Here is a 23,086-nt window from a genome sequence, read left to right as displayed (position 1 = left end):
AAACTCAGCGGCAAGTCCCCGGATGGCAAGGATTTCCGCCCGAATCGACCAGCCGTTGCGGGCCCGGGCCCTTGGTCGCCAGGACGTCGTACGGGTTGGCCAGGCCGCAGCGGTCGAGGGAGAGGCAGCCGCAGCCGACGCAGTCCTGGAAGTCGTTGCGCAACTGCTCCAGCTGGACGATCCGCCGGTCGAGCTCGGCCTGCCAGCACTCGGAGATGCGGGCCCAGTCCTGCCGGTTCGGCGTCCGGTTGTCCGGCAGCAGGGCGAGGATCGCGGCCACCTCGGACAGTGGGATGCCGACCCGCTGGGCGATCCGGATCATCGCCACCCGGCGCAGGCTGTCGCGCTTGTACCGGCGCTGGTTGCCCGAGGTCCGGCGGCTGACGATGAGGTTCTGCCGCTCGTAGAAATGCAGTGCGGAGATCGCCACCCCGCTGCGCTCCGCCAGTTGCCCGACCGTCAGCTCGCCCGGCTCGATGTCCACTCGTTCAGCCCTCCGCTCGAACCTCAACCATGGTCGAGGCTAGCCGAAGGAGTCAGCCGACGGGGATCCGGCGCCCGATACTCGCCGACATCAGGGCCGCGATCGCGCACAACCCGCCGGCCAGGTACCAGGCCAGGTTGTAGCTTCCCTGCACGTCCCGGATCAGCCCGGCACCCGAAGCCGCGATCGCCGCACCGATCTGGTGCGAGGCGAACACCCAGCCGAACACGATCGGCCCGTCCACCCCGAACCACTCCCGGCACAGCGCGACCGTCGGCGGAACCGTCGCTACCCAGTCGAGGCCGTAGAAGATGATGAAGACCCAGACACTCGGCTGCGCCGTCGGACCGAGCAGGGACGGCAGGATCAGCAGGGACAGCCCGCGCAGCGAGTAGTACGCGATCAGCAGGTACCGCGGGTCCCAGCGATCCGTCAGCCACCCCGACAAGATCGTCCCGGCGATGTCGAAGACCCCGACCAGGGCGAGCAGCGATGCGGCAGTGGTCGGCGGCATCCCGTGATCGTGGGCCGCCGTGACGAAGTGCGTACCGATCAAGCCGTTGGTCGACGCGCCACAGATCGCGAACCCACCGGCCAGCATCCAGAACGCAGGCCGATGCATAGCCGACCGGAGAGCAGTCAACGCCCGTACTGCGCTGTTCCCGGTCGCCTCGACCCGCAACCCCGCAGTACTCCCCTCCGGAGCGCCGTACGCCCGCAGCCCCACATCACTCGGGTAGTCCCGCATGAACACCAGCACCAGCGGTACTACGGCCAGCGCGGCACCCGCAGCGACCAGCGCCGGTACCCGCCACCCGTACGAGGTCGCCAGCCGGGCGATGAGCGGAAGGAACACGAGCTGACCAGTGGCGCCCGCTGCCGTCAGGATGCCGGTGACTAGTCCACGGCGCGCCACGAACCAGCGGCCGGTGATCGTGGCGACGAACGTCATCGACATCGAGCCGGTACCGATCCCGACGAGGAGGCCCCAGCAGAGCAGCAGTTGCCAGGCCGAGTCCATGAAGATGGTCAGACCGCTGCCGAGCGCGATCAGGACCAGCGCGCCGCTGACCACCTTCCGGAGACCGAGGCGGTCCATCAGCGCGGCCGCGAACGGCGAGATCAGGCCGAACAGCAGCAGGTTGATCGACACCGCCGACGAGATCGTCGCGTGCGACCAGCCGAACTCCTCGTGCAGCGGCTCGATCAGCACGCTCGGTACGGACCGGAAGCCGGCCGCTCCGATCAGGGTGACGAAACCGACCGCCGCGACAGGCCAGGCGCGATGCCACCGGACCGTCTTCTTCTCCAGAATCTGTGTCACCAGATGAGTTTGCGGTAGCTTCGGCCACCGAAACAGTGGCCAGATCGCCATCGTGTGTCAAAATGTGGCCATGGCTGTCCACATCACGCCACACCGCGTCGCCGTCCTGGCCCTCGAGCCGGTCGTCGGCTTCGACCTGACCATCCCGCCGACCGTGCTCGGCGAAGCGACCACCCCCGACGGCACCCGGCTGTACGACGTGAAGATCTGCGGGCTCGACAAGACCCCGATCCACGCCGGTGCGGGTTTCTCCCTGATTCCCGACCACGGCGTCGAGGCGCTCGCCGAGGCCGACACCGTGATCATTCCGGGCACCTACATCCACCAGCCGCGCCACGAGGGCACCCTGCCCGACGACCTGGCGGCCGCGCTCGCCACGATCCGGCCGGGCACGAGGATCGCCTCGATCTGCACCGGCGCCTTCGTCCTCGCCGCGGCCGGCCTGCTCGACGGCCGGCCCGCGACGACGCACTGGCGACGCGCCGACGCCTTCCGCGCGCTCTATCCGAAGGTGCTGCTCGACGAGGACCTGCTCTTCATCGACGACGGGGACATCATCACGTCAGCCGGGCTCGCGGCCGGCGTGGACCTCTGCCTCCACCTCATCCGGCGTGACTTCGGGAGTGAGGTCGCCAACCGCTCGGCCCGGCACTGCGTCGTGGCGCCCTGGCGTGACGGCGGTCAATCACAGTTCATCGAACGCGTAGTACCGGACGAAGGAACCGACGGTACTGCGCCTACGCGGGCCTGGGCGTTGCGGCACCTGGAGGAGGAGATCACCCTCAGCTCTATGGCGGCGCGGTCCGGGATGAGCGTGCGGACCTTCAGCCGCCGCTTCAAGGCCGAGACGGGCCAGTCGCCAGGGAGTTGGCTACTGCAGCAGCGTGTCCGCCATGCGTGTCATCTGCTGGAGACGACAAGCCTGTCGGTCGAGCGCGTTGCCGAAGCAGCCGGCCTGGGCACGGCCGCTTCGCTGCGCCATCACCTGCGCGGTGAGATCGGCGTCTCACCGCTCGCCTATCGCAAGACCTTCCGCGCCAGCTGACCCGCACGAGCTGATCGTCAGAGGATGATCAGCTCGTGCGGACGCTGGTTGAGCGACTCCACGCCGTCCTCGGTGACGACGACGATGTCCTCGATCCGGGCACCCCACCGGCCGGGCTGGTAGATACCCGGCTCGATGCTGAACGCCATCCCCGCTTCGAGGATGAGCTCGTTGCCACTCACGATGTACGGCTCCTCGTGGACGTCCAGCCCGATCCCGTGGCCGGTCCGGTGAATGAAGAACTCACCGAAGCCGGCTTTGTCGATCACGTCACGGGCCGCCGCGTCGATCGACTCCGCACTCACGCCCGGCCGCACCGCGTCGACCGCGGTCTGCTGCGCCACCCGCAGGACCTCGTACGTCGCCGCGACGTCGGCGTCTCGCGGTTCGCCGATCGCGTACGTCCGGGTCGAGTCCGAGTTGTAGCCCTCGGCGATCGGACCGCCGATGTCGACCACGACCACATCGCCCGGCTCGATCACCCGGTCCGACACCGAGTGATGCGGACTCGCGCCGTTCGGGCCGCTGCCGACGATCACGAAGTCGGCGAGCAGGTGTCCCTCCTCGACGATGGCCGCGGCGATATCCGCGCCGACCGCCGCCTCGGTCCGCCCGGCGCGCAGCCACTCGCCGACGCGGGCGTGCACCCGGTCGATCGCGGCGCCCGCCTTGCGCAGCGCGTCCACCTCCGCCGGGTCCTTGCGCATCCGCAGCTCCCGCACGATCGGTCCGGCGAGCACCTGCTCGGCTCCGGGCAGGGCTGCCCGCAAAGCGAGCACATGCAGCGCCGGCGTGAAGTCGCTGACCGCGACGCGATCGGGGGCGCCGAGGCGCTCGGCGGCCACGGCGTACGGGTTGTCGCCGTCGACCCAGGTGAGCACGTCGATGCCGAGCTCGTCGGTCGGTACGTCGGCGAATCCGGGCGCTTCGAGCTTCGGCACCACGAGTGCCAGCGGGCCGTCGGCGGGGATGACCAACGTGGTGAGGCGTTCGAACGAACCGCCTTCGCGGCCGAGCAGGTAGCGCAGGTCCGACCCCGGCGCGATGAGCAGACCGGTGCCGGCGGCAGCCTCCCTGGCCCGCTCCAACCGGGCACGCAGTACGGCGGAATCGGGGGCCGGTGGGTGTGCGGATCGACGTGACATGAGTCCGACCCTAAGCCAGATTCGCAAACTGTCCGAGGCGATTGTTAGAACTGTGGCTCGGTCGGATCGGTACTTGCGAAAGGGCACCACCATGGCGCTTCATCACGTCACTCACGGCGAGGGCACTCCGGTGCTCGCCCTGCACGGCTGGACTCCGGACCACCGGTTGATGACCGGTTGCCTGGAGCCGATCTTCGCGAACCGGCCCGGCTACCGGCGGCTCTATCCCGACCTGCCCGGCATGGGGCAGAGTCCGGCCGGAGAGATCGACAGCTCGGACGGCATCATGGCCGCGCTCCGGGACTTCGTCGACGCCGAGATCGGCACCGAGCCGTTCATCGTGATCGGCGAGTCGTACGGCGGCTACCTGGCCCGCGGGCTGGTCGCCGAGCGTCCGGACCAGATCCTCGGGCTCGGCCTGATCTGCCCGATCGGCGTCGCCCTGGAGCACGCCGACCGGACCGTGCCGGAGCATGTCGTCCTGGAGTCCGATCCGGCGGTGCTCGCGGGCCTGACCCCCGCGCAGGTCGAGGACTTCACCGGGATCGCCGTCGTGCAGACGGCTGAGACTCTCCGGCAGTATCAGCAGGACATCGAGCCGGGCCTCGACGCGGCCGACACCGAGGCGATGGCGCGGATCCGCAAGAACTGGGCGCTCACCATCGCGCCGGAGAGCGGCCCGGTCTTCACCAGGCCGTCGCTGATCCTGTGCGGCCGGCAGGACTCGAGCACCGGCTACGCGGATCAGTACCCGCTGCTCCCTCACTACCCTCGCGCCTCGTTCGTCGTCCTCGACAGTGCGGGCCACAACCTCCAGATCGAGCAGCCCGCGCTGCTGGCCGCCCTGATCGACGACTGGCTCTCGCGGATCGCCCGCGAGCCAGACTTTCCAGAAGGTCTGCCCACGGAGCCTACTAGCCGGTAATGTCGTGCCATGGAGACCGGAAGGCGCCCGATCGGCTGGCCGCTGCTCGTCGCGTTGACCAACGGGCGGACCAGGATTCCTGACCACCGGCTCGCGGCGGCGGTCCGCGACCAGGTCGTGCTGGTGACGGGTTCGTCGTACGGGATCGGCGAGGCGACGGCCAAGCGGCTGGCGCGGGCCGGTGCGACCGTGCTGTTGCTGGCGCGGACGGCCGGGCAACTGGAGACCGTCGCCGACGAGATCCGGGCCGAGGGCGGCAAGGCCTTCGCCTACCCGGCGAACCTGGCCGACCCGGTCTCGGTCGACGAGGTGGTCGCGAAGGTGCTGGCCGATCACGGTCACGTCGACGTCCTGGTCAGCAACGCGGGCAAGTCGATCCGCCGGGCGGTGGCGGACTCCTACCAGCGTTTCCACGACATCGAGCGGACCAATGCGGTCAACTACCTCGGTCCGGCCAAACTCGTGCTCGCGCTGCTGCCGTCCATGCGGGAGCGCGGCTCCGGCCACATCGTCAACGTGTCGACGGCCGGAGTGCGGACTCCGCCGATGGCGCGCTGGTCGGCGTACCTGGCCTCGAAGAGTGCGTTCGACATGTGGCTGCGGTGCGTGTCGCAGGAGGTGCGCGGCGACGGAGTGACGACCTCGACCATCTACATGGGTCTGGTCCACACCCGGATGAGTTCACCGACGCCGATTCTGAACCGGATGCCCGGGTTGAGCCCGGAGCAGGCCGCCGACCAGGTCTGTACCGCGGTGGCCGAGAGACCGCACAACATCACCCCACCCTTCGTCCGGCCGGCCGATGCCTTGGGCAACCTTTTCCGGGTGCCCACGGATCGCCTGTTCGAGCGGTACTTCCAGCTGACCAACCGCAACCGCAAGGACCGCTGATGAGGATGCGCCGGGTGGGAGTGCGGCCGATCGGGCCGATGCGGCCGCCTGACTGGCTGGTGCACTCGGCTGCCGAGCTGAGTGGCGTGTCGGTCGCGGTGGTCAGGTCCGGGGTTTGGCGGTCGGCGCGGCCGACGCAGCTCGTGCCGATCGAGCGGGCGTTGCGGCAGTGGGGTCAGTCGATCGCGGCGCTGGGCGCGATCGCGGCGATCCGGTTCCCGGACCGGCCGGCCGTGATCGACGAGCGCGGCACGATCACCTACCGGGAGCTCGACGAGCGGACTTCACGGCAGGCGGCCGCGCTGCACGCGCAGTACGGGATCGACGGCGGAAGTAAGGTCGCGGTGCTGTGCCGCAACCATCGGTGGTTTCTCGAGGCGACGCTGGCGGCCTCCCGGCTCGGGGCTGACGTGCTGTTCGTGAACACGGAGTTCGCGCCGCCGCAGCTCGCGAGTCTGCTGGAGCGGCATCGTCCGGATCTGCTGATCCACGACGAGGAGTTCACCGCCGGCGATGTTCCCTCTGTTGTTGCCTGGGGCAATGGTTCGGTGACGCTCGACGGGCTGGCCGAGGCCCAGGCGCCCACCGCGCCGCTGCCGGACAAACCTGGGCACGTCACGATCCTCACCTCTGGAACCACGGGCACTCCGAAGGCCGCGCCCCGAGCGCCGACTGCCTGGGGACTGGCCGGGCTGACCGCCAGCACGCTGAACCGGATCGGCTTGCGCGCCGGCGAGCCGATGATGATCTGCCCGCCGCTGTTCCACGGTCTCGGCCTGCTCAACTCGATGCTCGCACTGTTCCTCGGCTCCCCACTGATCCTGGCCCGCCGGTACGACGCGCAGGCGGTGCTCGCGTCGGTCGAGCGCAACCGGGCCGGCGCGATCGTCGCAGTACCGGTGATGTTGCAGCGGATGCTCGATCTCGGCCCCGAGGCGATTGCCGCGTATGACCTGCGATCGCTGCGGGCGGTGATCTCTGGCGCATCGGCATTGGGGCCTGCGTTGGCCGAGCGGTTCATCGCGCAGTTCGGTCCGGTCCTGTGCGATGCGTACGGGTCGAGCGAGATCGGGATCGCGACGATCGCCACTTCTGCGGACCTGATCGAGGCGCCGGGCACGGTCGGGCGGCCCTGCCTGGGCAGCTCGGTCCGGATTCTCGACGACCACGACCGGCCCGTCGACGCCGGCATCACGGGCCGGATCTTCGCCGGTGGCGGGCTGGTCTTCGGCGGCTACTCGGACGGCAGCAGCAAGACGGTGGTCGACGGCCGGATGAGCACCGGCGACCTCGGTCACCTCGACGCCGCCGGCCGGCTGTTCGTCGACGGCCGCGAGGACGACATGATCGTGTCGGGCGGCGAGAACGTGTACCCGGTCGAGGTCGAGAACTGCCTGATGAGACATCCCGGGGTCGCGGAGGCGGTGGTGATCGGCGTACCGGACGAGGAGTTCGGTCAGCGACTGGTCGCGTACGTCGTACCGGCTGCCGCGAGCGCCGTGACCGAGGACGAGCTGATCCAGCATGTCCGCAGCAACCTCGCCCGCTACAAGTCACCCCGCCAAGTGATCCTGGTGGATGACCTCCCCCGCAACGCCACGGGCAAGATCCTCCGCAGCAAGCTCCCCACGGACTAGTTCAGGGGCAGCAGCCGGCTGGTTCGCCTGGGGGCAAGGTGCGAGGTGGCGGGCCGGTATAGGTGATGGGGATGCTTTTCGGCAGCGGACCTTTGATGCGGACCTTGTCCAGTTGTTGCTCGCGGGCGTGGGCGAGCAGGCCGACGGAGCGGGAGAGGACGAACAGGCCGCGTGCGAGTTCGGGCGCCAGGCCGAGTTCGGCGTAGATGGTGGCGGTGGCGCCGTCGACGTTCATCGGGATCGGCTTCGAGCCTTCTGCCAGCACGCCCTCCAGCGCCAGGGCGACTTCCAGGAAGTAACCCTCGACGATCCCGTCGCGCGCGGCATGCTCGATCGCGTGCATCAGCGGATCGCGCCGCGGGTCGACGGGATGGAAGCGGTGACCGAAGCCGGGGATGAAAGCATTGCGCGACTTGTACGACGCCACGAGCGAGCGGGCCGCCGAGGTCGGTGACTCCCCCGCGTCGACCGCGGCGCGGAGCTCGTGGAGAACCTCCATGCACTGCTGGCCGGCCCCGCCGTGGACGTCGCCGAGCAGGTTCACCCCGGTCGCCATCGCGTTGTTGAGCGCGAGGCCGCAGGAGGCCGCCATCCGGGCAGCGGCGATCGAAGGAGCTTGCGGGCCGTGGTCGACGGCGGCGACGAGGGTGAGTTCGAGCAGTTTGGCCTCGTCCTCGGAGGGCAGTTCGCCGTTGACCATCAGCCAGATCATCTGCGGGAAGCTGACGGTACCGATCAGGTCCTCGATCGCGTATCCCCGCAGACGGATCTCACCAGGCTGGATGTCGGCGATCGACGTCGCCCACCAGTCCGCCGCTTCCTGAGCCTGGTCCGTCATACGGCTCCTCCCTCGTGAAGGCTGGTGATCTCGTCGGCGCTGTAGCCGAGCTCGGTCAGAATTTCGTCAGTATGCTCACCCAACCCCGGCGGCCGCCCACCCGGCCCCACCGACGCGCCGTCAACGTGAACGCTGCTCCCCAGCACCTGTAGGGACCGCTCTTCACCCGATGGCATGGGGACTTCGTGGAGCAGGCCGCGGGCGGCGATCTGCGGCAGCGACAACGCCTGCTCGACCGTGAGCACCGGCGCGACCGGCACCCCACTGTCCACCAGCAACTCGTCCCACTCCACCGCGGTGCGCTCGCTCAGCGTCTTCTCCAGCTCATCCTTCAGCTCCATCCGATGCACCTTCCGCGCCTCCCGCGTCGCGAACCGCACATCGTCGACCAACTCCGGCCGACCGAGCCGCCGGCACAGTTCGACGTACTGCTCCTGCTTGTTCGCCGCGATGTTCAGCGCCCCCGACGCCGTCGCGAACGTGCCCGACGGCGCCGACGTGACGTTTTCGTTGCCCATGGCAAGCGGTACGCGGCCGCCGATGACGAAGTCGGAGACCACCCAGCCCATCGCCGCGATCGCGGTCTCCAGCATGGACACATCCAGGAAGCTGCCGGCCCCGGTCCGAGCGCGCTTGACCAACGCGGCCGAGATCGCGAACGCGGCGGCGTACCCACCGAGCGTGTCGGCGATCGGGAACCCGGTCCGGAGCGGCGCCGTCTCCGGCGTACCCGTCACGCTCATGATCCCGGACAGCCCCTGAATGATCTGGTCGTACGCCGGCCGCGTGCGCATCGGCCCGGTCTGCCCGAACCCGGAGACAGCGCAGTACACGAGCCCTGGATTCAACTCCCGCAACACATCCCACCGGAATCCGAGTCGCTCCAGCACCCCCGGCCGGAAGTTCTCCAGCAGCACATCGGCTTCACGGACCAACCGCTCGAAGACCTCTTTGCCACCCGGCGACTTCAGGTCCAGCGTCAGCGACCGTTTCCCCGCGTTCTGCGCGAGGAACGAGACCCCCAGACCGGCCTTGCTCAGCTCCGGATCGGCACCGAGGTTGCGAGCCAGATCGCCCGCCCCGGGCACCTCGACCTTGATCACCTCGGCGCCCATCAGCGCCAGTTGGTAGCCGGCGAACGGTCCGGCCAGCACATTGGTCAGATCCAAAACCCGGACACCGGCCAGCAGGTCAGGAGGCACTGAAACCGCTCCAGCCACTGGAGGCGATCGTCGCGGCGCACCGGCGTACGGCGGCGACGTAGCCCGGCAACCGTTCGTCGTTGAATCGCGTCGTCGGCCCACCGACCCCGACAGCGGCGACCACGCGCCCATCGGACCGGAGTACCGGAGCGGAAACACCCGAAGCACCCAGTTCGCGCTCTCCGTGGGTCACCGCATAGCCGCGCTCCCCCGCCCGTACTGCGGCCAGCCGGAGCTGCTTGCCGAAGTCAGCCCCATGCGGCGACTCACCGGCGACCGCGTCGATCACCGACGGATCATCGGCGAGGACGGGCGGATCACTCAGCAGCACCCGCGCCGCAGCCCCACCCCACAACGGCAATGCGGAGCCGACCGCGATCGTGTGGCGAACACTCAATGTCCCCTGCGCTTGCGCGAGACACACCCGCGTCCGCCCCACACGGATGTAGAGGTTGGCCGTCTCACCGGTCTCCGTGGCCAGCTTGTTCAGTGCCGAACGCACGATCGGCGGAACCTCCATGCTCGCGCTGCTCAACCGAGACCAGCGCAGGAATCCAGGCCCGATGGCATAACGCCCGGGACCGGTCGAAGCGACCAGCCCGCGTTGCTCCAGGGTCGTCACCAGTCGCAGTACTGTCGTTTTCGGCAGTCCGCTCGCGACAGTCAGGTCGGCCAGCGTCCAGTGCGGGTGTTCGTCGTCGAAGCGCTCGAGCAAGTCCAGCGCCCGATGCACGCTGCGCACCCCGGGAAGCTCCCCGTCTCCGTCCATGCCACGCCCCTTCCGTTCCCCGCACGACCTTCCGACGATAACCCGCCGAACCACGGAACGGAATCTCTGTACCTCCTAGTGGAATATTGCTACGGTCGCTGCAGGCCTTTCCAAGGAGGTACCCAAGTGCCACGCTCTGTGATCGTCGCCGCCGGGTTGACCGTCAGCCTGCTGCTCAGCGGCTGCTCGGCTCTGGAGGGCGGCAGCGTCGCCGGCGACTTCCCGTCCCGCAACGTCGAGATCATGGTCCCGGCCGCTCCCGGCGGCGGCTGGGATCTCACCGCGCGGCAGCTGCAGCATGTGATCCAGGAGGACAAGCTGCTGCCCGATCGCTCCGTCTCGGTCGTCAACGTGACCGGCGCCGGTGGTGCCGTCGGCATCTCGAAGCTGGTCACCAAGAACCGCAAGGATCCGCACACGCTGATGATCACCGGCCTGGTCATGGTCGGCGCGCTGACCCTGAACCAGTCGAGGATCACGATCTCCGACACGACGCCGATCGCCACCATCACCGCGGAGCAGGAAGTCCTGGTGGTGAAGGCCGACTCACCGTTGAAGTCCCTGAAGGACCTGGTCGAGAAGTACCATGCCGACCCGTCCTCGGTCAGCTGGGGTGGCGGCACGATCGGCGGGACGGACCACATCACCGCGGGCACCCTGGTGAAGGCCGCGGGCGCCGATCCGTCGAAGGTCAAGTACATCTCGTACTCCGGCGGCGGCGAAGCCACAGCGGCGATCCTGTCCGGCGACGTCACGGTCGGCGTCTCCGGCGTGAGCGAGTTCGAGGAGCAGATCACCGCCGGCAAGATGCGGGTGCTCGCGACCACCGGCACCGAGCCGGTGACCCTGAACGGTAAGCAGCTCCCCACGATGAAGTCCGAGGGCTACGACGCCGAAGTACTGAACTGGCGTGCGATCGTCGCCCCACCGGACATCCCGGCAGCCGACCGGCAACGCCTGATCGAGTTCGTCAGTAAGGCGAACGCCTCCCCCGAATGGGCCGAGATCCGCAAGAAACAAGGCTGGACCGAATTCTTCAAGACCGGCGACGAGGCCACCAAGTTCATCGCCGACGAAACCACCCGCGTCGAGGCCCTGCTGAAGGAGCTCGGAATCGTATGAGCGCAACAGAAGAACCCGTGAAGGCGTCGGAAGTCGAGGTCGAGGCGTCGCGGTTGGTGCGGATCGTCGCGGCCGTGGTGCTGGTGGTGTTGAGTGGCACGTTCCTGGTGGGTGTGTTCGACATCCGCAGTCCCAAAGGCCTCGACCCGGCCGGGCCACGGTTCTTTCCGTTGCTGGTCACCTCGGCGTGGTTGTTGCTGTCGATCGGCTACCTGGTCGAAGGATTGCGCTCTCCCCGTACTACGGACGAGGGTGACCGCAGCTGGTTCGAGCCGGTGGCGATCTCGGCCTTGCTGGTGCTCTACGCGTTTCTGGTCGTGCCGCTCGGCTACCTGATCGCGACCGCTCTGCTGTTCTTCGTCGCGGCGCGAGTCCTCGGCAGCCGCCAGATCGCGCGCGACCTCATCGTCGCCGTCGTGATCTCGGTTGTCGTCTACATCGCCTTCACCCAGTTCCTCGACATCTCGCTGCCCGAGGGGGTGCTGGGACTGTGATCGCCCAATCCGTCTTCGGCGACCTCATGCACGGGTTCGGCACGGTCCTCGACCCGATGAACCTGCTCTGGGCAGTGCTCGGCGTCACGCTCGGCATGCTGGTCGGCATCCTGCCCGGCATCGGCCCGGCGCTGACGATCGCGTTGCTGCTGCCGATCACCTTCAACTTCTCCGACCCGATCGGCGCCTTCATCATGTTCGCCGGCATCTACTACGGCGCCATGTACGGCGGGTCGACCACCTCGATCCTGATCAACACACCCGGCGAGTCCGCCTCGGTGGCGACCGCGATCGAGGGCCACAAGATGGCGCTCAAGGGCCGTGCCCGGGCCGCGCTGGCGACGGCGGCCATCGGCTCGTTCGTGGCCGGCACCATCTCGACCGTGCTGCTGACCTTCGTGGCCAAGCCGATCGGCAACCTGGCCGGCCAGTTCCAGTCCACCGACTACTTCGCGATCACGCTGCTCGCGATGGTCGCGGTGACGGCACTGGTCGGTCACTCGCTCGTCCGTGGGTTGCTCTCGCTCAGTGTCGGCCTGTTCATCGGGCTGATCGGGCTGGACAGCCTGTCCGGCGCCCAGCGGTACACGTTCGGCACGTTGCGGCTGCTCGACGGGGTCGATGTGGTGATCGTCATCGTCGGGCTCTTCGCGATCGGCGAAACGTTGCACGTGGCATCGAAGTTGCGGAGCGCGCCGGATCGGCCCGCAGTACTGGAGAAGGGGCGGCTGCGGACCGGGTACCTGAACAAGAACGACTGGAAACGCTCGTGGGCGCCGTGGTTGCGGGGTACCGCGCTGGGTTTCCCGTTCGGGGCGATCCCTTCGGGCGGTGCCGAAGTACCGACGTTCCTGTCGTACACGATCGAGCGGCGGCGGGCCCGCAAGGCCGGGCGCAAGCATCCGGACGAGTTCGGGGACGGCGCGATCGAGGGCGTGGCCGGCCCGGAGGCGGCCAACAACGCGTCGTTCTCCGGCGTGCTGGTCCCGTTGCTGACGCTAGGACTGCCGACCTCGGCGACGGCCGCGGTGATGCTGGCCGCGTTCCAGATCTTCAACGTGCAGCCCGGCCCGCAACTGTTCGAGGACCAGGGCACTTTGGTCTGGACGCTGATCGCGTCGCTCTACATCGGCAACCTGATCCTGCTGATCATGAACCTGCCGCTGATCGCGATCTGGGTCCAGGTGCTGAAGGTGCCCCGGCCACTCCTGTACGCCGGGATCCTGGTGTTCGCGTGCCTCGGCGTGTACTCGCTGTCCGGCTCGGGGTACGAGGTCCTGATGGCGCTGCTGATCGGGGTGATCGGATTCTTCATGCGCAAGCTCGACTTCCCGATCGCACCCGTCATCCTGGGTGTCATCCTCGGGCCGGCGATGGAGGAGCAGTTCCGCCGGTCGCTGGTCATCTCCAACGGCGACGCGAGCGTGTTCTTCACCCGACCGCTCAGCCTGGTCATCATCATCTTGACCGTGCTCGCCCTGTTCGTTCCGTACCTGCCGCGGATCGTCGCCCGGGTCCGCGGTACGCAGGCGAGTCGCGACCGGCTGACTTTCGGTGAGGACGACTGATGAGAGAGTGGGCCTCGTGAAGATTCTGGTGGGCTACGTTCCGACGCCCGAAGGCGAGGCCGCGCTCGAGGCGGCCGCCGCCGAAGCCGAACTGCGCGGAGCGTCCGTCCTCCTGCTCAACACCAGCCGCGGCGACGCCTACATCGACTCCCGCTACGCGAACCAGCAGGAGCTCGACACAGCCGAGGCCCGGCTGCGCGAACGCGGCGTCGAGGTGACCATCCAGCAAGCGGTCGGCACCGGCGACGTGGCCACCGAACTGCTCCGCGCGGCCGAGCACAACGACGTCAAACTCATCGTCCTCGGCCTCCGCCGCCGCAGCCCGGTCGGCAAGCTCATCCTGGGCAGCACAGCCCAACGAGTCCTCCTCGAATCCCCCGTCCCCGTCCTAGCCGTCAAGGTCCCCTCCTCCCGCTACGACTAAATCCGTAGGAGCGGCTGGGTGGGGGCGCCTAAACTGGGCGACGACATGCCTGAAGCCCGGACCGAATCGCAGAGTCCTTCCCCCGCCACCGGTCCCTCCCCAGAGACCGGCCGGCGGCCGTCGCGACCGCGCCGTCGCCGTAAGAAGCCCGCCGGTACTGCGGGCGCGCCCGCCGCGTCAGCGCCGCCGTCTGGCGACCTGGCGGAGTTGGCGGCTCGGTTGCAAGAGCTGACCAACACCGATCGGGAGCAGCTCGGGCGGCGGTTGGAGCGGTTGCGGGGGTTGCGGGAGGAAGGCAAGCGCAAGAACGCGCTGTCCGACATCACCGCACGGATCGAGCAGGCCGAGCAACGCGTCGAGCAGCGCCGGCTCGCAGTACCGGAGATCTCGTATCCCGAGGAACTGCCGGTCAGTCAGCTCAAGGACGACATCGCGGCCGCCATCCGCGACCACCAGGTGGTGGTGATCGCGGGTGAGACCGGGTCCGGCAAGACGACCCAGATCCCGAAGATCTGCCTCGAGCTCGGCCGCGGCGTCCGCGGCATGATCGGGCACACCCAGCCGCGCCGGCTGGCCGCGCGCACGGTCGCCGAGCGGATCGCCGAGGAGCTCGACACCGACCTCGGCGAGACGATCGGGTACGCCGTCCGGTTCACCGACAAGGTCAGTGAGCGCTCGCTGGTCAAACTGATGACCGACGGCATCCTGCTCGCCGAGCTGCAACGCGACCGCGAGCTGAGCCGGTACGACACGCTCATCATCGACGAGGCGCACGAACGCAGCCTCAACATCGACTTCATCCTCGGCTACCTCCGGCAACTGCTCCCCCGCCGTCCCGACCTCAAGGTGATCATCACCTCGGCGACGATCGACCCCGAGCGGTTCGCCGAGCACTTCGCCGACGCCCAGGGCGAGCCGGCCCCGATCGTCGAGGTCTCCGGCCGCACCTACCCGGTGGAGACCCGCTACCGCCCGATCAACGACCCGGACGACCCGAGCACGCTCGACCGCGACCAGACCCAGGCGATCCTGGACGCCGTCGACGAGTTGGCGGGCGAGGCGCCGGGCGACGTACTGGTCTTCCTCAGCGGTGAGCGCGAGATCCGCGACACCGCCGACGCGCTGGCCGACCACAACCTGCGCAACACCGAGATCCTGCCGCTGTACGCGAGGCTCTCGAACGCCGAGCAGCATCGCGTCTTCCAGTCGCACGGCTCCAGCCGCCGGATCGTGCTCGCCACCAACGTCGCCGAGACCTCGCTGACGGTGCCCGGCATCAAGTACGTGATCGACCCCGGCACCGCCCGGATCAGCCGCTACTCGCACCGCACCAAGGTGCAGCACCTGCCGATCGAGCCCGTCTCGCAGGCCAGCGCCAACCAGCGCAAGGGCCGCTGCGGCCGGACCAGCGACGGCATCTGCATCCGCCTGTACTCCGAGGAGCATTTCGAGAGCCGCCCGGAGTTCACCGACCCCGAGATCCTGCGCACCAACCTCGCCTCCGTCATCCTGCAGATGACCTCGATCGGGCTCGGTGACATCGCCGCGTTCCCGTTCATCGACGAGCCCGACAAACGCAGTATCACCGACGGCCTGCAGCTGCTGACCGAGCTCGGCGCGATCGACTCGGCCAAGGCGAGCGACCGGACCCGCCGGCTGACCCCGGTCGGGCGCCAGCTGGCCCAGATCCCGCTCGACCCGCGTCTGGCCCGGATGATCGTCGAGGCCGACAAGCACGGCTGTGTCCGCGAGGTGATGGTGATCGCCTCCGCGCTCTCCATCCAGGATCCCCGCGAGCGCCCGACCGACGCCGAGGCGCAGGCCACCCAGGCGCACGCGCGGTTCCGCGACCCCGGCTCCGACTTCCTCGGCTTCCTGAATCTCTGGAACTACCTCAAGAAGCAGCAGAAGGAGCTGTCCGGCAACCAGTTCCGCCGGATGTGCAAGAGCGAGTACCTCAACTACCTGCGGGTGCGCGAGTGGCAGGACATCTTCGCCCAGCTCCGCCAGGTCGCCACCCAGATCGGCGTCACACTCAACACCGGCGAGGCCGCCGACCCGCAGGCCGTCCACATCTCGCTGATGTCCGGTCTGCTGTCCCACCTGGGCATGAAGGACCCCGCCAACCAGCACCAGTACCTCGGCGCGCGCGGCACCAAGTTCGCGATCTTCCCCGGCTCCGGCCTGTTCAAGAAGCCACCGCAGTTCGTGATGGCCGCCGAACTCGTCGAGACGTCCAGGCTGTGGGCCCGGGTGAACGCGAAGATCGAACCGGAGTGGGCCGAGGACATCGCCCAGCACCTGATCAAGCGCAGCTACTCCGAACCGCACTGGGAGCGCAAGGCCGGTGCGGTGATGGCCTACGAGAAGGTCACCCTGTACGGCGTACCGATCGTTGCCCGGCGCAAGATCAACTACGGCTCGGTGGACCAGGAGGTCTCGCGGGAGCTGTTCATCCGGCACGCGCTGGTCGAGGGCGACTGGGACACCCACCACAAGTTCTTCCACGAGAACCGCAAGCTGATCGAGGAGGTCGAGGAGCTCGAGGAGCGGACCCGGCGGCGCGACCTGCTGGTCGACGACGAGACGCTGTTCGCCTTCTACGACGAGCGGATCGGGCCGGACGTCGTCACCGGACGCCACTTCGACACCTGGTGGAAGAAGGCCCGGCAACGCGATCCCGACCTGCTCGACTTCGAGCGGTCGCTGATCGTCCGGGAGGGCGCTGAGGTCAAGGAGGAGGAGTTCCCGCTCACCTGGTCGCAGAACGGGATGACCTTCGACCTCACCTACGCCTTCGAGCCGGGCACCGACGCCGATGGCGTCACCGTGCACATTCCCCTGCTGGTCCTGAACCAGGTCACCGCCGACGGCTTCGAGTGGAGCGTGCCGGGCTTCCGCGAGGAGCTCGTCACCACCCTGATCAAGTCGTTGCCCAAGGCAATCCGGCGGAACATCGTGCCGGCTCCCGATCATGCCCGGCAGATCCTGCCTCAGCTCGATCCCGCCTCGGGCCCGCTGGTCGACGCGATGGCCCGCGAGCTGCGCTCACTGCGGGACGTGACCATCGAGACCGAGGACTGGGACTGGTCGCGGGTGCCCGAGCACCTGCGGATGACGTTCCGGGTGGTCGACGACCAGGGCAAGACAGTGGCCGAGGGCAAGGATCTTGCGGCGCTGAAGCAACGACTGAAGCCCAAGACCACGGCCGCGATCTCGAAGGTCGCGTCGAAGGCGGTCAGCGGTCTGGAGCGCTCCGGCCTGACCGACTGGACGTTCGGCGACCTGCCGCGGAGTTTCTCCGAGCATCGCAACGGGCTGACCGTGGCGGGTTATCCGGCCTTGGTCGACGAGGGTAAGACCGTGGCGATCCGCCTGCAGGAGACCGAGCGCGACCAGGCCGCGGCGATGTGCACCGGCACCCGGAAGCTCCTGCTGCTGACGATGCCGTCGGTGATCGACGTGGTGCAGCGCAACCTGACGAACCAGCAGAAGATGACCCTGCTGGCCGGTCCGCACCGCAACGTCGGCGAGCTGCTGGACGACGCGATCTCCGCGGCGGTCGACCAGTTGATGGCGAAGGCCGGCGGTCCGGTCTGGAACCTCACCGCTTTCTCGTTCCTCCGCGACGCCGTCCGTTCGGACCTGGCCGACACGGTGCTGACGATCCTGCATCAGGTCGAGCAGGTGCTCGGGCACGCACGCACGGTGGACAAGCAGATCTCCCGGTCGTCGAGTCCGGCCCTGCTCGCGGCGTTGTCCGACGTACGGGGTCAGCTCGAAGGGTTGGTGCATCGGGGGTTCATCACCGAGACCGGGGCGCAGCGGCTACCCGATGTGGCGCGGTACCTGCGAGGTATCGAGCAGCGCCTCGACAAGATCGGCGCCAACGCCATGCGCGACCGGTCCGGGATGGCGATCGTGCACATGCTCACCGACGAGTACCAGAAGCGCCTGAGGGCTGTTCCGACCGGGAAGTACCCGAGCCCGGAGCTCCTCGAGGTGCGCTGGATGCTCGAGGAACTCCGGATCAGCCTGTTCGCGCAGACCCTCGGTACGCCGTACCCGGTGTCCGAGAAGCGGATCCGCAAGGCGCTGACCAGCGCCTAGGGCATCGGGGCGTCCAGGAAGGTCACGACGACATCGCTGACCAGGTTGGAACGGGCCATGCCGGTGAAGTGGGTCGAGCCTGGGAACACCGCGAGCTGTGACGCCGGGACCCCGACGAAGTCTCCGTTGACGTCGCCGCCGCGCAACTGCAGGAACCGCACGGCGTGCTCGAGTTTCACCGCATCGCAGTCGCCCACGGTGATGAGCGTCGGCGCCTCGATTCCGCGAATCTCGTCCTCCGACCAGCCGTCACCGCCGATGTCGTAGCCGCCGAGCTTGGTCAGCAGGATCTGGAGGTGTTCGAGATCCGGATGCGGCGACTTCGCCAGGTAGGCGGCCTCCATCGGGGTCCCGGCGATCATCTCGACCTTCATCTCGCCGACCGCCTCGGCGTTCTCGACCCGGTCACCGTCGGGGTGAAAGGAGACGGAGGAGATGATCGCCTTGCGGATCAGGTCGGGGTTGCGGATGGTGAGGTACAGCGCCACGGCACCGCCGACGCTGAAGCCGAAGACGTCGACCTTGGCCACGCCGAGGTGCTCCAGCAGTCCGCGAACGTCGGAGGCCAGGTCGACCGTGCCGAGCGGCCGATCGATGTCATTCGTCCGCCCGTGCCCCTGGAAGTCCGCGGCGATCACCTGGCGGTTCTCGGCGAGCGCCGGCAGCACCTCGCCGAACTGCTGCTCGATGTCGAACAGACCACCGTGCAAGAGCAGCAACGGCGTGCCGCCCTCGCCGTGGATCTCGTAGTACATCTGCAGGCCGTTGACCGGGGCGTACCCGGTCTGCGGTGCGTTGGTCACAGCTCTTCTCCCCTTGATCGGATGCCCCATTTCCTATCAGGCCGTCGGGGCATCACACCGATGGGTCGGGAGTATCCGCGCAAGGGGTGAGGTCGAGGGCGTCGAGGGCCTCGGAGAGTTTCGTGAGGGCCGCGACCGCCTCGGCGAACGCCTCTTCGCCGAGCAGTTCGGCGAGCTGGGTCGCGTGGTGGAGGTGGTGCGGGTTGATCGCGGAGACGGCAGACCGGCCCTCGGCGGTGATCGCGACCAGCTTGGCCCGGCGATGAGCCGGATTGTCGCGGTACTCGATCAGACCGCGACCCTCCAGTACGTCGGCCGTGCGCTGGACCGCCTGCCGCGTGATACCCATCTGCCGGGCGATCCCGGAGACCGTCAGCGGGTCCCGCAGGACGGCCCCGAGCACCTGCCACCAGGCCGCCGTCACCCCGACCGGCCGAGCGAGATGCTCGGCCAGTTCGAGGAACTGCCCGCTGAGCTTGAACGAGGTCAACGCGGCGGCACCGAGGAGTTCCTGATCACGGTTCACGAAGAACCACCCTGTCAGGCCGACATCAGTTCGTAGAAGCCGGCCGGGTCCTGCTCGCCGTAGAGCTTGTACCAGGAGTCGAGCACCGGCGCCTTGTAGAGCTCCAGCCGCTCGAAGATCGCCCGCGCGAACTCCACCGGCGCGGTGGCACCAGCCGTGATCAGGTCGCGGTCGACGACGACACGCTCCTCCTTGTAGTGCTGCCCGCCCGCATAGCCGAGGCCGTCCAGGAACGCGGCCGCGTTGCTCGTGTGCGCCCGGTCGTCCAGCAGCCCGGCCAGCGCCAGCGCTCCGGTAGCCCCGCAGATCGCCGCCACCGGTACGCCGGCGTCGAGGAACTCGCGGGCCTTGTCGACGTACGGCTTGTAGGCATCGGTCGGCCACAAGTCGTTGCCCGGCAGGATCAACATCGCGCTGTCGGCAGGCTTCAGGTCCGCGAGCAGCGAGTCCGGCAGGACATGCAGCCCGCCCGCCGTGGTGACCGGCTCCAGCCCAGCGCTGACGGTCTGAATCTTGTACCGCCCCGGCGTCTGCTGCCACGTCTCGTTGTTGATGTGAGCCGTGACGTACCCAATCTCCCAGTCGGCCAGGGTGTCGTAGACGGCGAGGTGGACGATGGCGTTCTCGTTCGCATTCATGACAGCATCTTGTCACTTTGACAACCTGTTGTCAATGGTCTGGCTAGGGCACGAAGGCCCGTTGGGACTGATGGCGGAAGGCACGCGGCGAGACCGCATGGGCGGCGGTGAAGCAGCGGGTGAAGTAGGACTGGCTGGAGAAGCCGCAGCGGGTGGCGATCTCGGCGACCGGGGCGGAGGTTGCCGCCAGCAACGAGGCCGCCTGCTCGAGACGGAGGTTCGCGACGAAGTCCGTCGGGGTCGTCCCGTACGCCGCCCGCAGGGTGCGGGACAGGTGCGCGGGACTGACGCCGGCCAACTCCAGCAAGCGGGGCACTCCGCCGCGCAGGTTCTCCTCGGCTCGCATCGCAGTACAGGCTCGGGCCAGCCAGTCGGGGGCCGAACTGCCGGATGCTCGCGCCGGCAGCTCGTCGGGTGAGATGTGCGGCAGCAGGTCGATCCAGAACCGCATCAGGTCGAAGTGCTCCGGCTCGTCCGCGAAGCGTTGGAGCGCGCTCTCGAAGACCTCCGCCACCACGGCGGCATCGCGAGCCCGGAAGGCCACCGGCCGCGCGGCCGCGTCCCAGCTGCCGGTCGGGTTCGTCCGGGTCAGGTTGAGAAAGCCCTGCCAGGCGGAGCTCGGAAAGGCGACGTTGATGAACTCCAGGCCGTCCGGCGCCGAGCCCCTGATCGCATGCCGGTCGCGCGGCCGGACCAGCACGACATCACCGGCCACCAACGGCGTCGTACCGGTCGGGAGGAGATGTTCGCCGTGCCCGGTGAGCACGCCCATGAACTCGTGGAAGTCGGCGTGCGTGTGCAACTCGGAGTCGCGGGCGCGCGGCGCGAACCGGACCCGGGCCGCGTGGAAGGGCCGGCCCAACGCGGACCACTCGAAGCGCAGTACCTGGCTCACCTCAACAAGCTACAAGTTTGCGTCAGCGGATTGCTAGTACTCAGGCGCCGTCACGCGCAGGCTTTCCGGTATGACTTCAGTGGCAGACAACCAGGTCAGCGCGAGCGCGCTGGAGCGCTATGAACGCGACGGCTACGTCATCTTCCGCAACGTGATCGACGCCGAGTTGATCAAGGAAGTGAACGACCATGTCGCCTGGTTGCAGGCCCGGCACCCCGACGTCCGGCCCGAGCAACTCGGTCATGTGTTCCTGCGGGACGACCCGTTCTGGGTGCGGCTGGTCAGCGACCCGCGGCTGGTCGAGATCGCCTCGGCCTTCGTCGGGCCCGATGTCGCGCTGTTCGCCTCGCACTACATCTCCAAGCCGCCGTACTCCGGTCAGCCGGTGCTCTGGCACCAGGACGCCGCGTTCTGGCCGCTCGATCCGATGAGCGTGGTGACGCTCTGGCTCGCAGTCGACCACTCGACGCCGGCGAACGGCTGCGTCCGGGTGATCCCGGGCAGCCACCTCGGCCCGGTCGCACCGGTGCGCGACAACGACAGCGTCGCCAGTGTGCTGGGCCAGGAGATCGCCGTCGAGGTCGACGAGTCGCAGGCCGTCGACATCGTGCTGGCGCCGGGCGATGTCGAGGTGCACCACCCGAACATCGTGCACGGCAGTACGGCGAACACCTCGCCGGACCGGCGGTGCGGGCTGACCATCCGCTACATCCCGACCTCGACCCGGATCACCGCCCCCGAGGTCCCCTATCCCAGCGCGTTCCACCTGCAGGGGTCCCCGGGGGTGAACAGCTACCAGCCGCGGCCCCGGTACGTCGAGGGCCGCGACTATCCGTTCGTCGGTCGGTCCGAGTGGATCTAGCCCGTCACTCCAGGCAGATCCGGGTGGATCAGACCCGTCGCTCCAGGGCAGGTCCGAGTGGATCTAGTCCATCACTCCAGGCAGATCCGGAACGGGTGGCCGGCCGGGTCGGCGTAGACCCGCCAGCCGCGGTCGCTCCCGGCCGGTGGCGCGTCCACCGGGTCGAGGGGTTCGGCGCCGAGGGCGACGACCGTGGCGTGGCCGCTGGCCAGGTCCTCGACGATCAGATCCAGATGGAGCTGCTGCGCCTCCGTGCCCGGCCAGGTCGCCGGGACGTAGTCCTCCGAACGCCGGAAGCCGAGCGTCGACCCGGGGCCGGTCAGGCTCCGCCAGTCGCCGTCCCCGTGCTCGTCGATCTCCAGACCGAACAGCGTCGAGTAGAACCGGGCAAGCTCGAGCGGGTCCGGGCAGTCCAGCACCACCGAGCCGAGCCGCCCGGCACTGGTGCCCGGCTGCTCTGCCACCTGAGTCATCTGTTCCTCCAGCTTCCTGTTCAGGAAAAATCAATCGGGGTTACCGCGGCCAGGCCCGTCCTGGTCTGAAGGCCCGGCTGCAAACAATGGCAGGTCCGACCGACACTTCGCACCTTTCGACACGCCTTGTTGACCAGTCACAGAATCCCCGCCTGGCAGAGTCCACCCATGTCCTTCGTGAAGGAAAGGCCCGATGCCCCGCCAGGTTTCTTCGAGGTCGAGGCGGCGGGACTGCGCTGGCTGTCCGTGCCCGGAGGTGCCCCGGTAGTCCAGCCCATGGACGTCTCCCCCGGCCAACTCGTCCTGCCACGACTGACAACCACCGACCCCACCCCTGAAGCCGCAGAAGACTTCGGCCACCGCTTGGCCGTCACCCACGCCGCCGGCGCCGCGTACTTCGGAGTACCGCCTGACGGCTGGACCGGCGACGGCTACATCGGCAACGCCCCGCTGCCGCACCCGCCGGAGCCTGTGGAGTCGTGGGCGGAGTTCTACGTGACCTACCGCGTGCAGCCCTACCTGCGCATCGCCTACGACAGCGGCGCAATCAGCGACCTCTCACCGTTCGAGCGTGTCTGCAACAAGATCACCGACGACGCGCCGGAGTCGCCCAGCAGGATCCACGGTGACCTATGGTCGGGCAACGTCGTGTGGACCGGCCTGGGCGCTCACCTGATCGACCCGGCCGCGCACGGCGGCCACCGGGAGACCGACCTGGCCATGCTCGCCTTATTCGGCCTCCCTCACCTGGAACGCGTCCTGGCCGCCTACGACGAAGCACACCCGCTGGCAGCCGGCTGGCGCGAGCGGGTCGGGCTGCACCAGCTTCACCCGTTGCTGGTGCATGTGGTGCTCTTCGGTGGCTCCTACATCGACCAGGCGGTCGCGATCGCCAAGCGCTACGGCTGAGT

Annotated in this window: 22 protein-coding genes; 11 read left to right on the top strand and 11 right to left on the bottom strand. The window is 68.4% G+C overall.

The window, feature by feature from the left end; translation table 11 throughout:
* Positions 1-4 precede the first annotated feature (4 nt).
* Positions 5-484 (bottom strand): redox-sensitive transcriptional activator SoxR, encoded by a 480-nt coding sequence (soxR, locus tag ACQPYM_RS20205; RefSeq protein ID WP_433022913.1) that lies wholly within the window; start codon positions 482-484, stop codon positions 5-7.
* A 52-nt stretch (positions 485-536) separates the two neighbouring features.
* Positions 537-1,808, bottom strand: coding sequence for an MFS transporter (locus tag ACQPYM_RS20200; RefSeq protein ID WP_433022910.1), 1,272 nt, complete (start codon positions 1,806-1,808; stop codon positions 537-539).
* Positions 1,809-1,878: 70 nt separating this feature from the next.
* Here ACQPYM_RS20200 and ACQPYM_RS20195 point away from each other — a divergent pair, with 70 nt between their 5' ends.
* On the top strand, positions 1,879-2,853 hold the full coding sequence (locus ACQPYM_RS20195; protein ID WP_433022907.1) for a GlxA family transcriptional regulator: 975 nt from the start codon (positions 1,879-1,881) through the stop codon (positions 2,851-2,853).
* A gap of 17 nt (positions 2,854-2,870) precedes the next feature.
* Here the strand turns inward: ACQPYM_RS20195 and ACQPYM_RS20190 are convergent, their stop codons facing one another.
* Positions 2,871-3,998: a M24 family metallopeptidase gene (locus ACQPYM_RS20190; protein ID WP_433022904.1), complete on the bottom strand. Its 1,128-nt coding sequence runs from the start codon at positions 3,996-3,998 to the stop codon at positions 2,871-2,873.
* A gap of 91 nt (positions 3,999-4,089) precedes the next feature.
* Here ACQPYM_RS20190 and ACQPYM_RS20185 point away from each other — a divergent pair, with 91 nt between their 5' ends.
* Genes ACQPYM_RS20185 through ACQPYM_RS20175 form a run of 3 tightly spaced genes read left to right on the top strand, consistent with a single transcriptional unit; the run spans position 4,090 to position 7,451 of the window.
* Entirely contained in the window at positions 4,090-4,923 is an 834-nt protein-coding gene (locus ACQPYM_RS20185) for an alpha/beta fold hydrolase (protein ID WP_433022902.1), read from the top strand.
* A gap of 9 nt (positions 4,924-4,932) precedes the next feature.
* Positions 4,933-5,814, top strand: a complete 882-nt coding sequence (locus ACQPYM_RS20180; protein WP_433022899.1) for an SDR family NAD(P)-dependent oxidoreductase — start codon at positions 4,933-4,935, stop codon at positions 5,812-5,814.
* Positions 5,814-7,451 (top strand): AMP-binding protein, encoded by a 1,638-nt coding sequence (locus ACQPYM_RS20175; protein ID WP_433022897.1) that lies wholly within the window; start codon positions 5,814-5,816, stop codon positions 7,449-7,451. Before ACQPYM_RS20180 ends, ACQPYM_RS20175 begins: the two co-directional genes overlap by 1 nt.
* A gap of 1 nt (position 7,452) precedes the next feature.
* On the opposite strand, the gene ACQPYM_RS20170 is transcribed toward ACQPYM_RS20175, so the two are convergent.
* From ACQPYM_RS20170 to ACQPYM_RS20160, 3 genes are read right to left on the bottom strand one after another with little or no spacing between them, the layout of a single operon-like run.
* Positions 7,453-8,289: a citryl-CoA lyase gene (locus tag ACQPYM_RS20170; RefSeq protein ID WP_433022894.1), complete on the bottom strand. Its 837-nt coding sequence runs from the start codon at positions 8,287-8,289 to the stop codon at positions 7,453-7,455.
* Positions 8,286-9,491 carry a CaiB/BaiF CoA transferase family protein gene (locus ACQPYM_RS20165; protein WP_433022891.1) on the bottom strand — a complete coding sequence of 402 codons (1,206 nt, stop codon included), beginning with the start codon at positions 9,489-9,491 and terminating at the stop codon, positions 8,286-8,288. Before ACQPYM_RS20165 ends, ACQPYM_RS20170 begins: the two co-directional genes overlap by 4 nt.
* Complete coding sequence (locus ACQPYM_RS20160) at positions 9,481-10,260, bottom strand: IclR family transcriptional regulator (protein ID WP_433022888.1); 780 nt, start codon at positions 10,258-10,260, stop codon at positions 9,481-9,483. The genes ACQPYM_RS20165 and ACQPYM_RS20160 overlap by 11 nt, the downstream gene beginning before the upstream one ends.
* A gap of 126 nt (positions 10,261-10,386) precedes the next feature.
* Here ACQPYM_RS20160 and ACQPYM_RS20155 point away from each other — a divergent pair, with 126 nt between their 5' ends.
* The 5 genes from ACQPYM_RS20155 to hrpA are packed head-to-tail and all read left to right on the top strand — an operon-like array spanning position 10,387 to position 17,978.
* Positions 10,387-11,382, top strand: coding sequence for a Bug family tripartite tricarboxylate transporter substrate binding protein (locus tag ACQPYM_RS20155; RefSeq protein ID WP_433022886.1), 996 nt, complete (start codon positions 10,387-10,389; stop codon positions 11,380-11,382).
* A complete protein-coding gene (locus ACQPYM_RS20150; protein WP_433022884.1) occupies positions 11,379-11,876 on the top strand; it encodes a tripartite tricarboxylate transporter TctB family protein in 498 nt (165 codons plus the stop codon). Before ACQPYM_RS20155 ends, ACQPYM_RS20150 begins: the two co-directional genes overlap by 4 nt.
* Positions 11,873-13,444: a tripartite tricarboxylate transporter permease gene (locus tag ACQPYM_RS20145; protein WP_433022881.1), complete on the top strand. Its 1,572-nt coding sequence runs from the start codon at positions 11,873-11,875 to the stop codon at positions 13,442-13,444. The genes ACQPYM_RS20150 and ACQPYM_RS20145 overlap by 4 nt, the downstream gene beginning before the upstream one ends.
* Before the next feature lie 16 nt (positions 13,445-13,460).
* A complete protein-coding gene (locus ACQPYM_RS20140; RefSeq protein WP_433022879.1) occupies positions 13,461-13,868 on the top strand; it encodes a universal stress protein in 408 nt (135 codons plus the stop codon).
* Between the two features lie 45 nt (positions 13,869-13,913).
* Positions 13,914-17,978 (top strand): ATP-dependent RNA helicase HrpA, encoded by a 4,065-nt coding sequence (gene hrpA / locus ACQPYM_RS20135; RefSeq protein ID WP_433022877.1) that lies wholly within the window; start codon positions 13,914-13,916, stop codon positions 17,976-17,978.
* On the opposite strand, the gene ACQPYM_RS20130 is transcribed toward hrpA, so the two are convergent.
* The 4 genes from ACQPYM_RS20130 to ACQPYM_RS20115 are packed head-to-tail and all read right to left on the bottom strand — an operon-like array spanning position 17,975 to position 20,840.
* Positions 17,975-18,781: an alpha/beta fold hydrolase gene (locus ACQPYM_RS20130; RefSeq protein WP_433022875.1), complete on the bottom strand. Its 807-nt coding sequence runs from the start codon at positions 18,779-18,781 to the stop codon at positions 17,975-17,977. The two genes, hrpA and ACQPYM_RS20130, sit on opposite strands and share 4 nt — an antisense overlap.
* Before the next feature lie 52 nt (positions 18,782-18,833).
* Positions 18,834-19,307 carry a MarR family winged helix-turn-helix transcriptional regulator gene (locus ACQPYM_RS20125; protein ID WP_433022873.1) on the bottom strand — a complete coding sequence of 158 codons (474 nt, stop codon included), beginning with the start codon at positions 19,305-19,307 and terminating at the stop codon, positions 18,834-18,836.
* Positions 19,308-19,321: 14 nt separating this feature from the next.
* Complete coding sequence (locus tag ACQPYM_RS20120) at positions 19,322-19,945, bottom strand: DJ-1/PfpI family protein (protein ID WP_433022870.1); 624 nt, start codon at positions 19,943-19,945, stop codon at positions 19,322-19,324.
* A 43-nt stretch (positions 19,946-19,988) separates the two neighbouring features.
* Complete coding sequence (locus ACQPYM_RS20115; protein WP_433022868.1) at positions 19,989-20,840, bottom strand: AraC family transcriptional regulator; 852 nt, start codon at positions 20,838-20,840, stop codon at positions 19,989-19,991.
* Between the two features lie 70 nt (positions 20,841-20,910).
* On the opposite strand from ACQPYM_RS20115, the gene ACQPYM_RS20110 reads away from it, so the two are divergent.
* Positions 20,911-21,702 carry a phytanoyl-CoA dioxygenase family protein gene (locus tag ACQPYM_RS20110; protein WP_433022865.1) on the top strand — a complete coding sequence of 264 codons (792 nt, stop codon included), beginning with the start codon at positions 20,911-20,913 and terminating at the stop codon, positions 21,700-21,702.
* A gap of 71 nt (positions 21,703-21,773) precedes the next feature.
* On the opposite strand, the gene ACQPYM_RS20105 is transcribed toward ACQPYM_RS20110, so the two are convergent.
* A complete protein-coding gene (locus ACQPYM_RS20105) occupies positions 21,774-22,175 on the bottom strand; it encodes a VOC family protein (RefSeq protein ID WP_433022863.1) in 402 nt (133 codons plus the stop codon).
* A 168-nt stretch (positions 22,176-22,343) separates the two neighbouring features.
* Here ACQPYM_RS20105 and ACQPYM_RS20100 point away from each other — a divergent pair, with 168 nt between their 5' ends.
* Positions 22,344-23,084, top strand: coding sequence for a fructosamine kinase family protein (locus ACQPYM_RS20100; RefSeq protein ID WP_433022861.1), 741 nt, complete (start codon positions 22,344-22,346; stop codon positions 23,082-23,084).
* Positions 23,085-23,086 lie beyond the last annotated feature (2 nt).

It is taken from the genome of Kribbella sp. CA-294648 (genome assembly GCF_050943845.1).
Classification (GTDB): domain Bacteria; phylum Actinomycetota; class Actinomycetes; order Propionibacteriales; family Kribbellaceae; genus Kribbella.
This window is presented reverse-complemented; position numbering and strand designations above follow the sequence as displayed.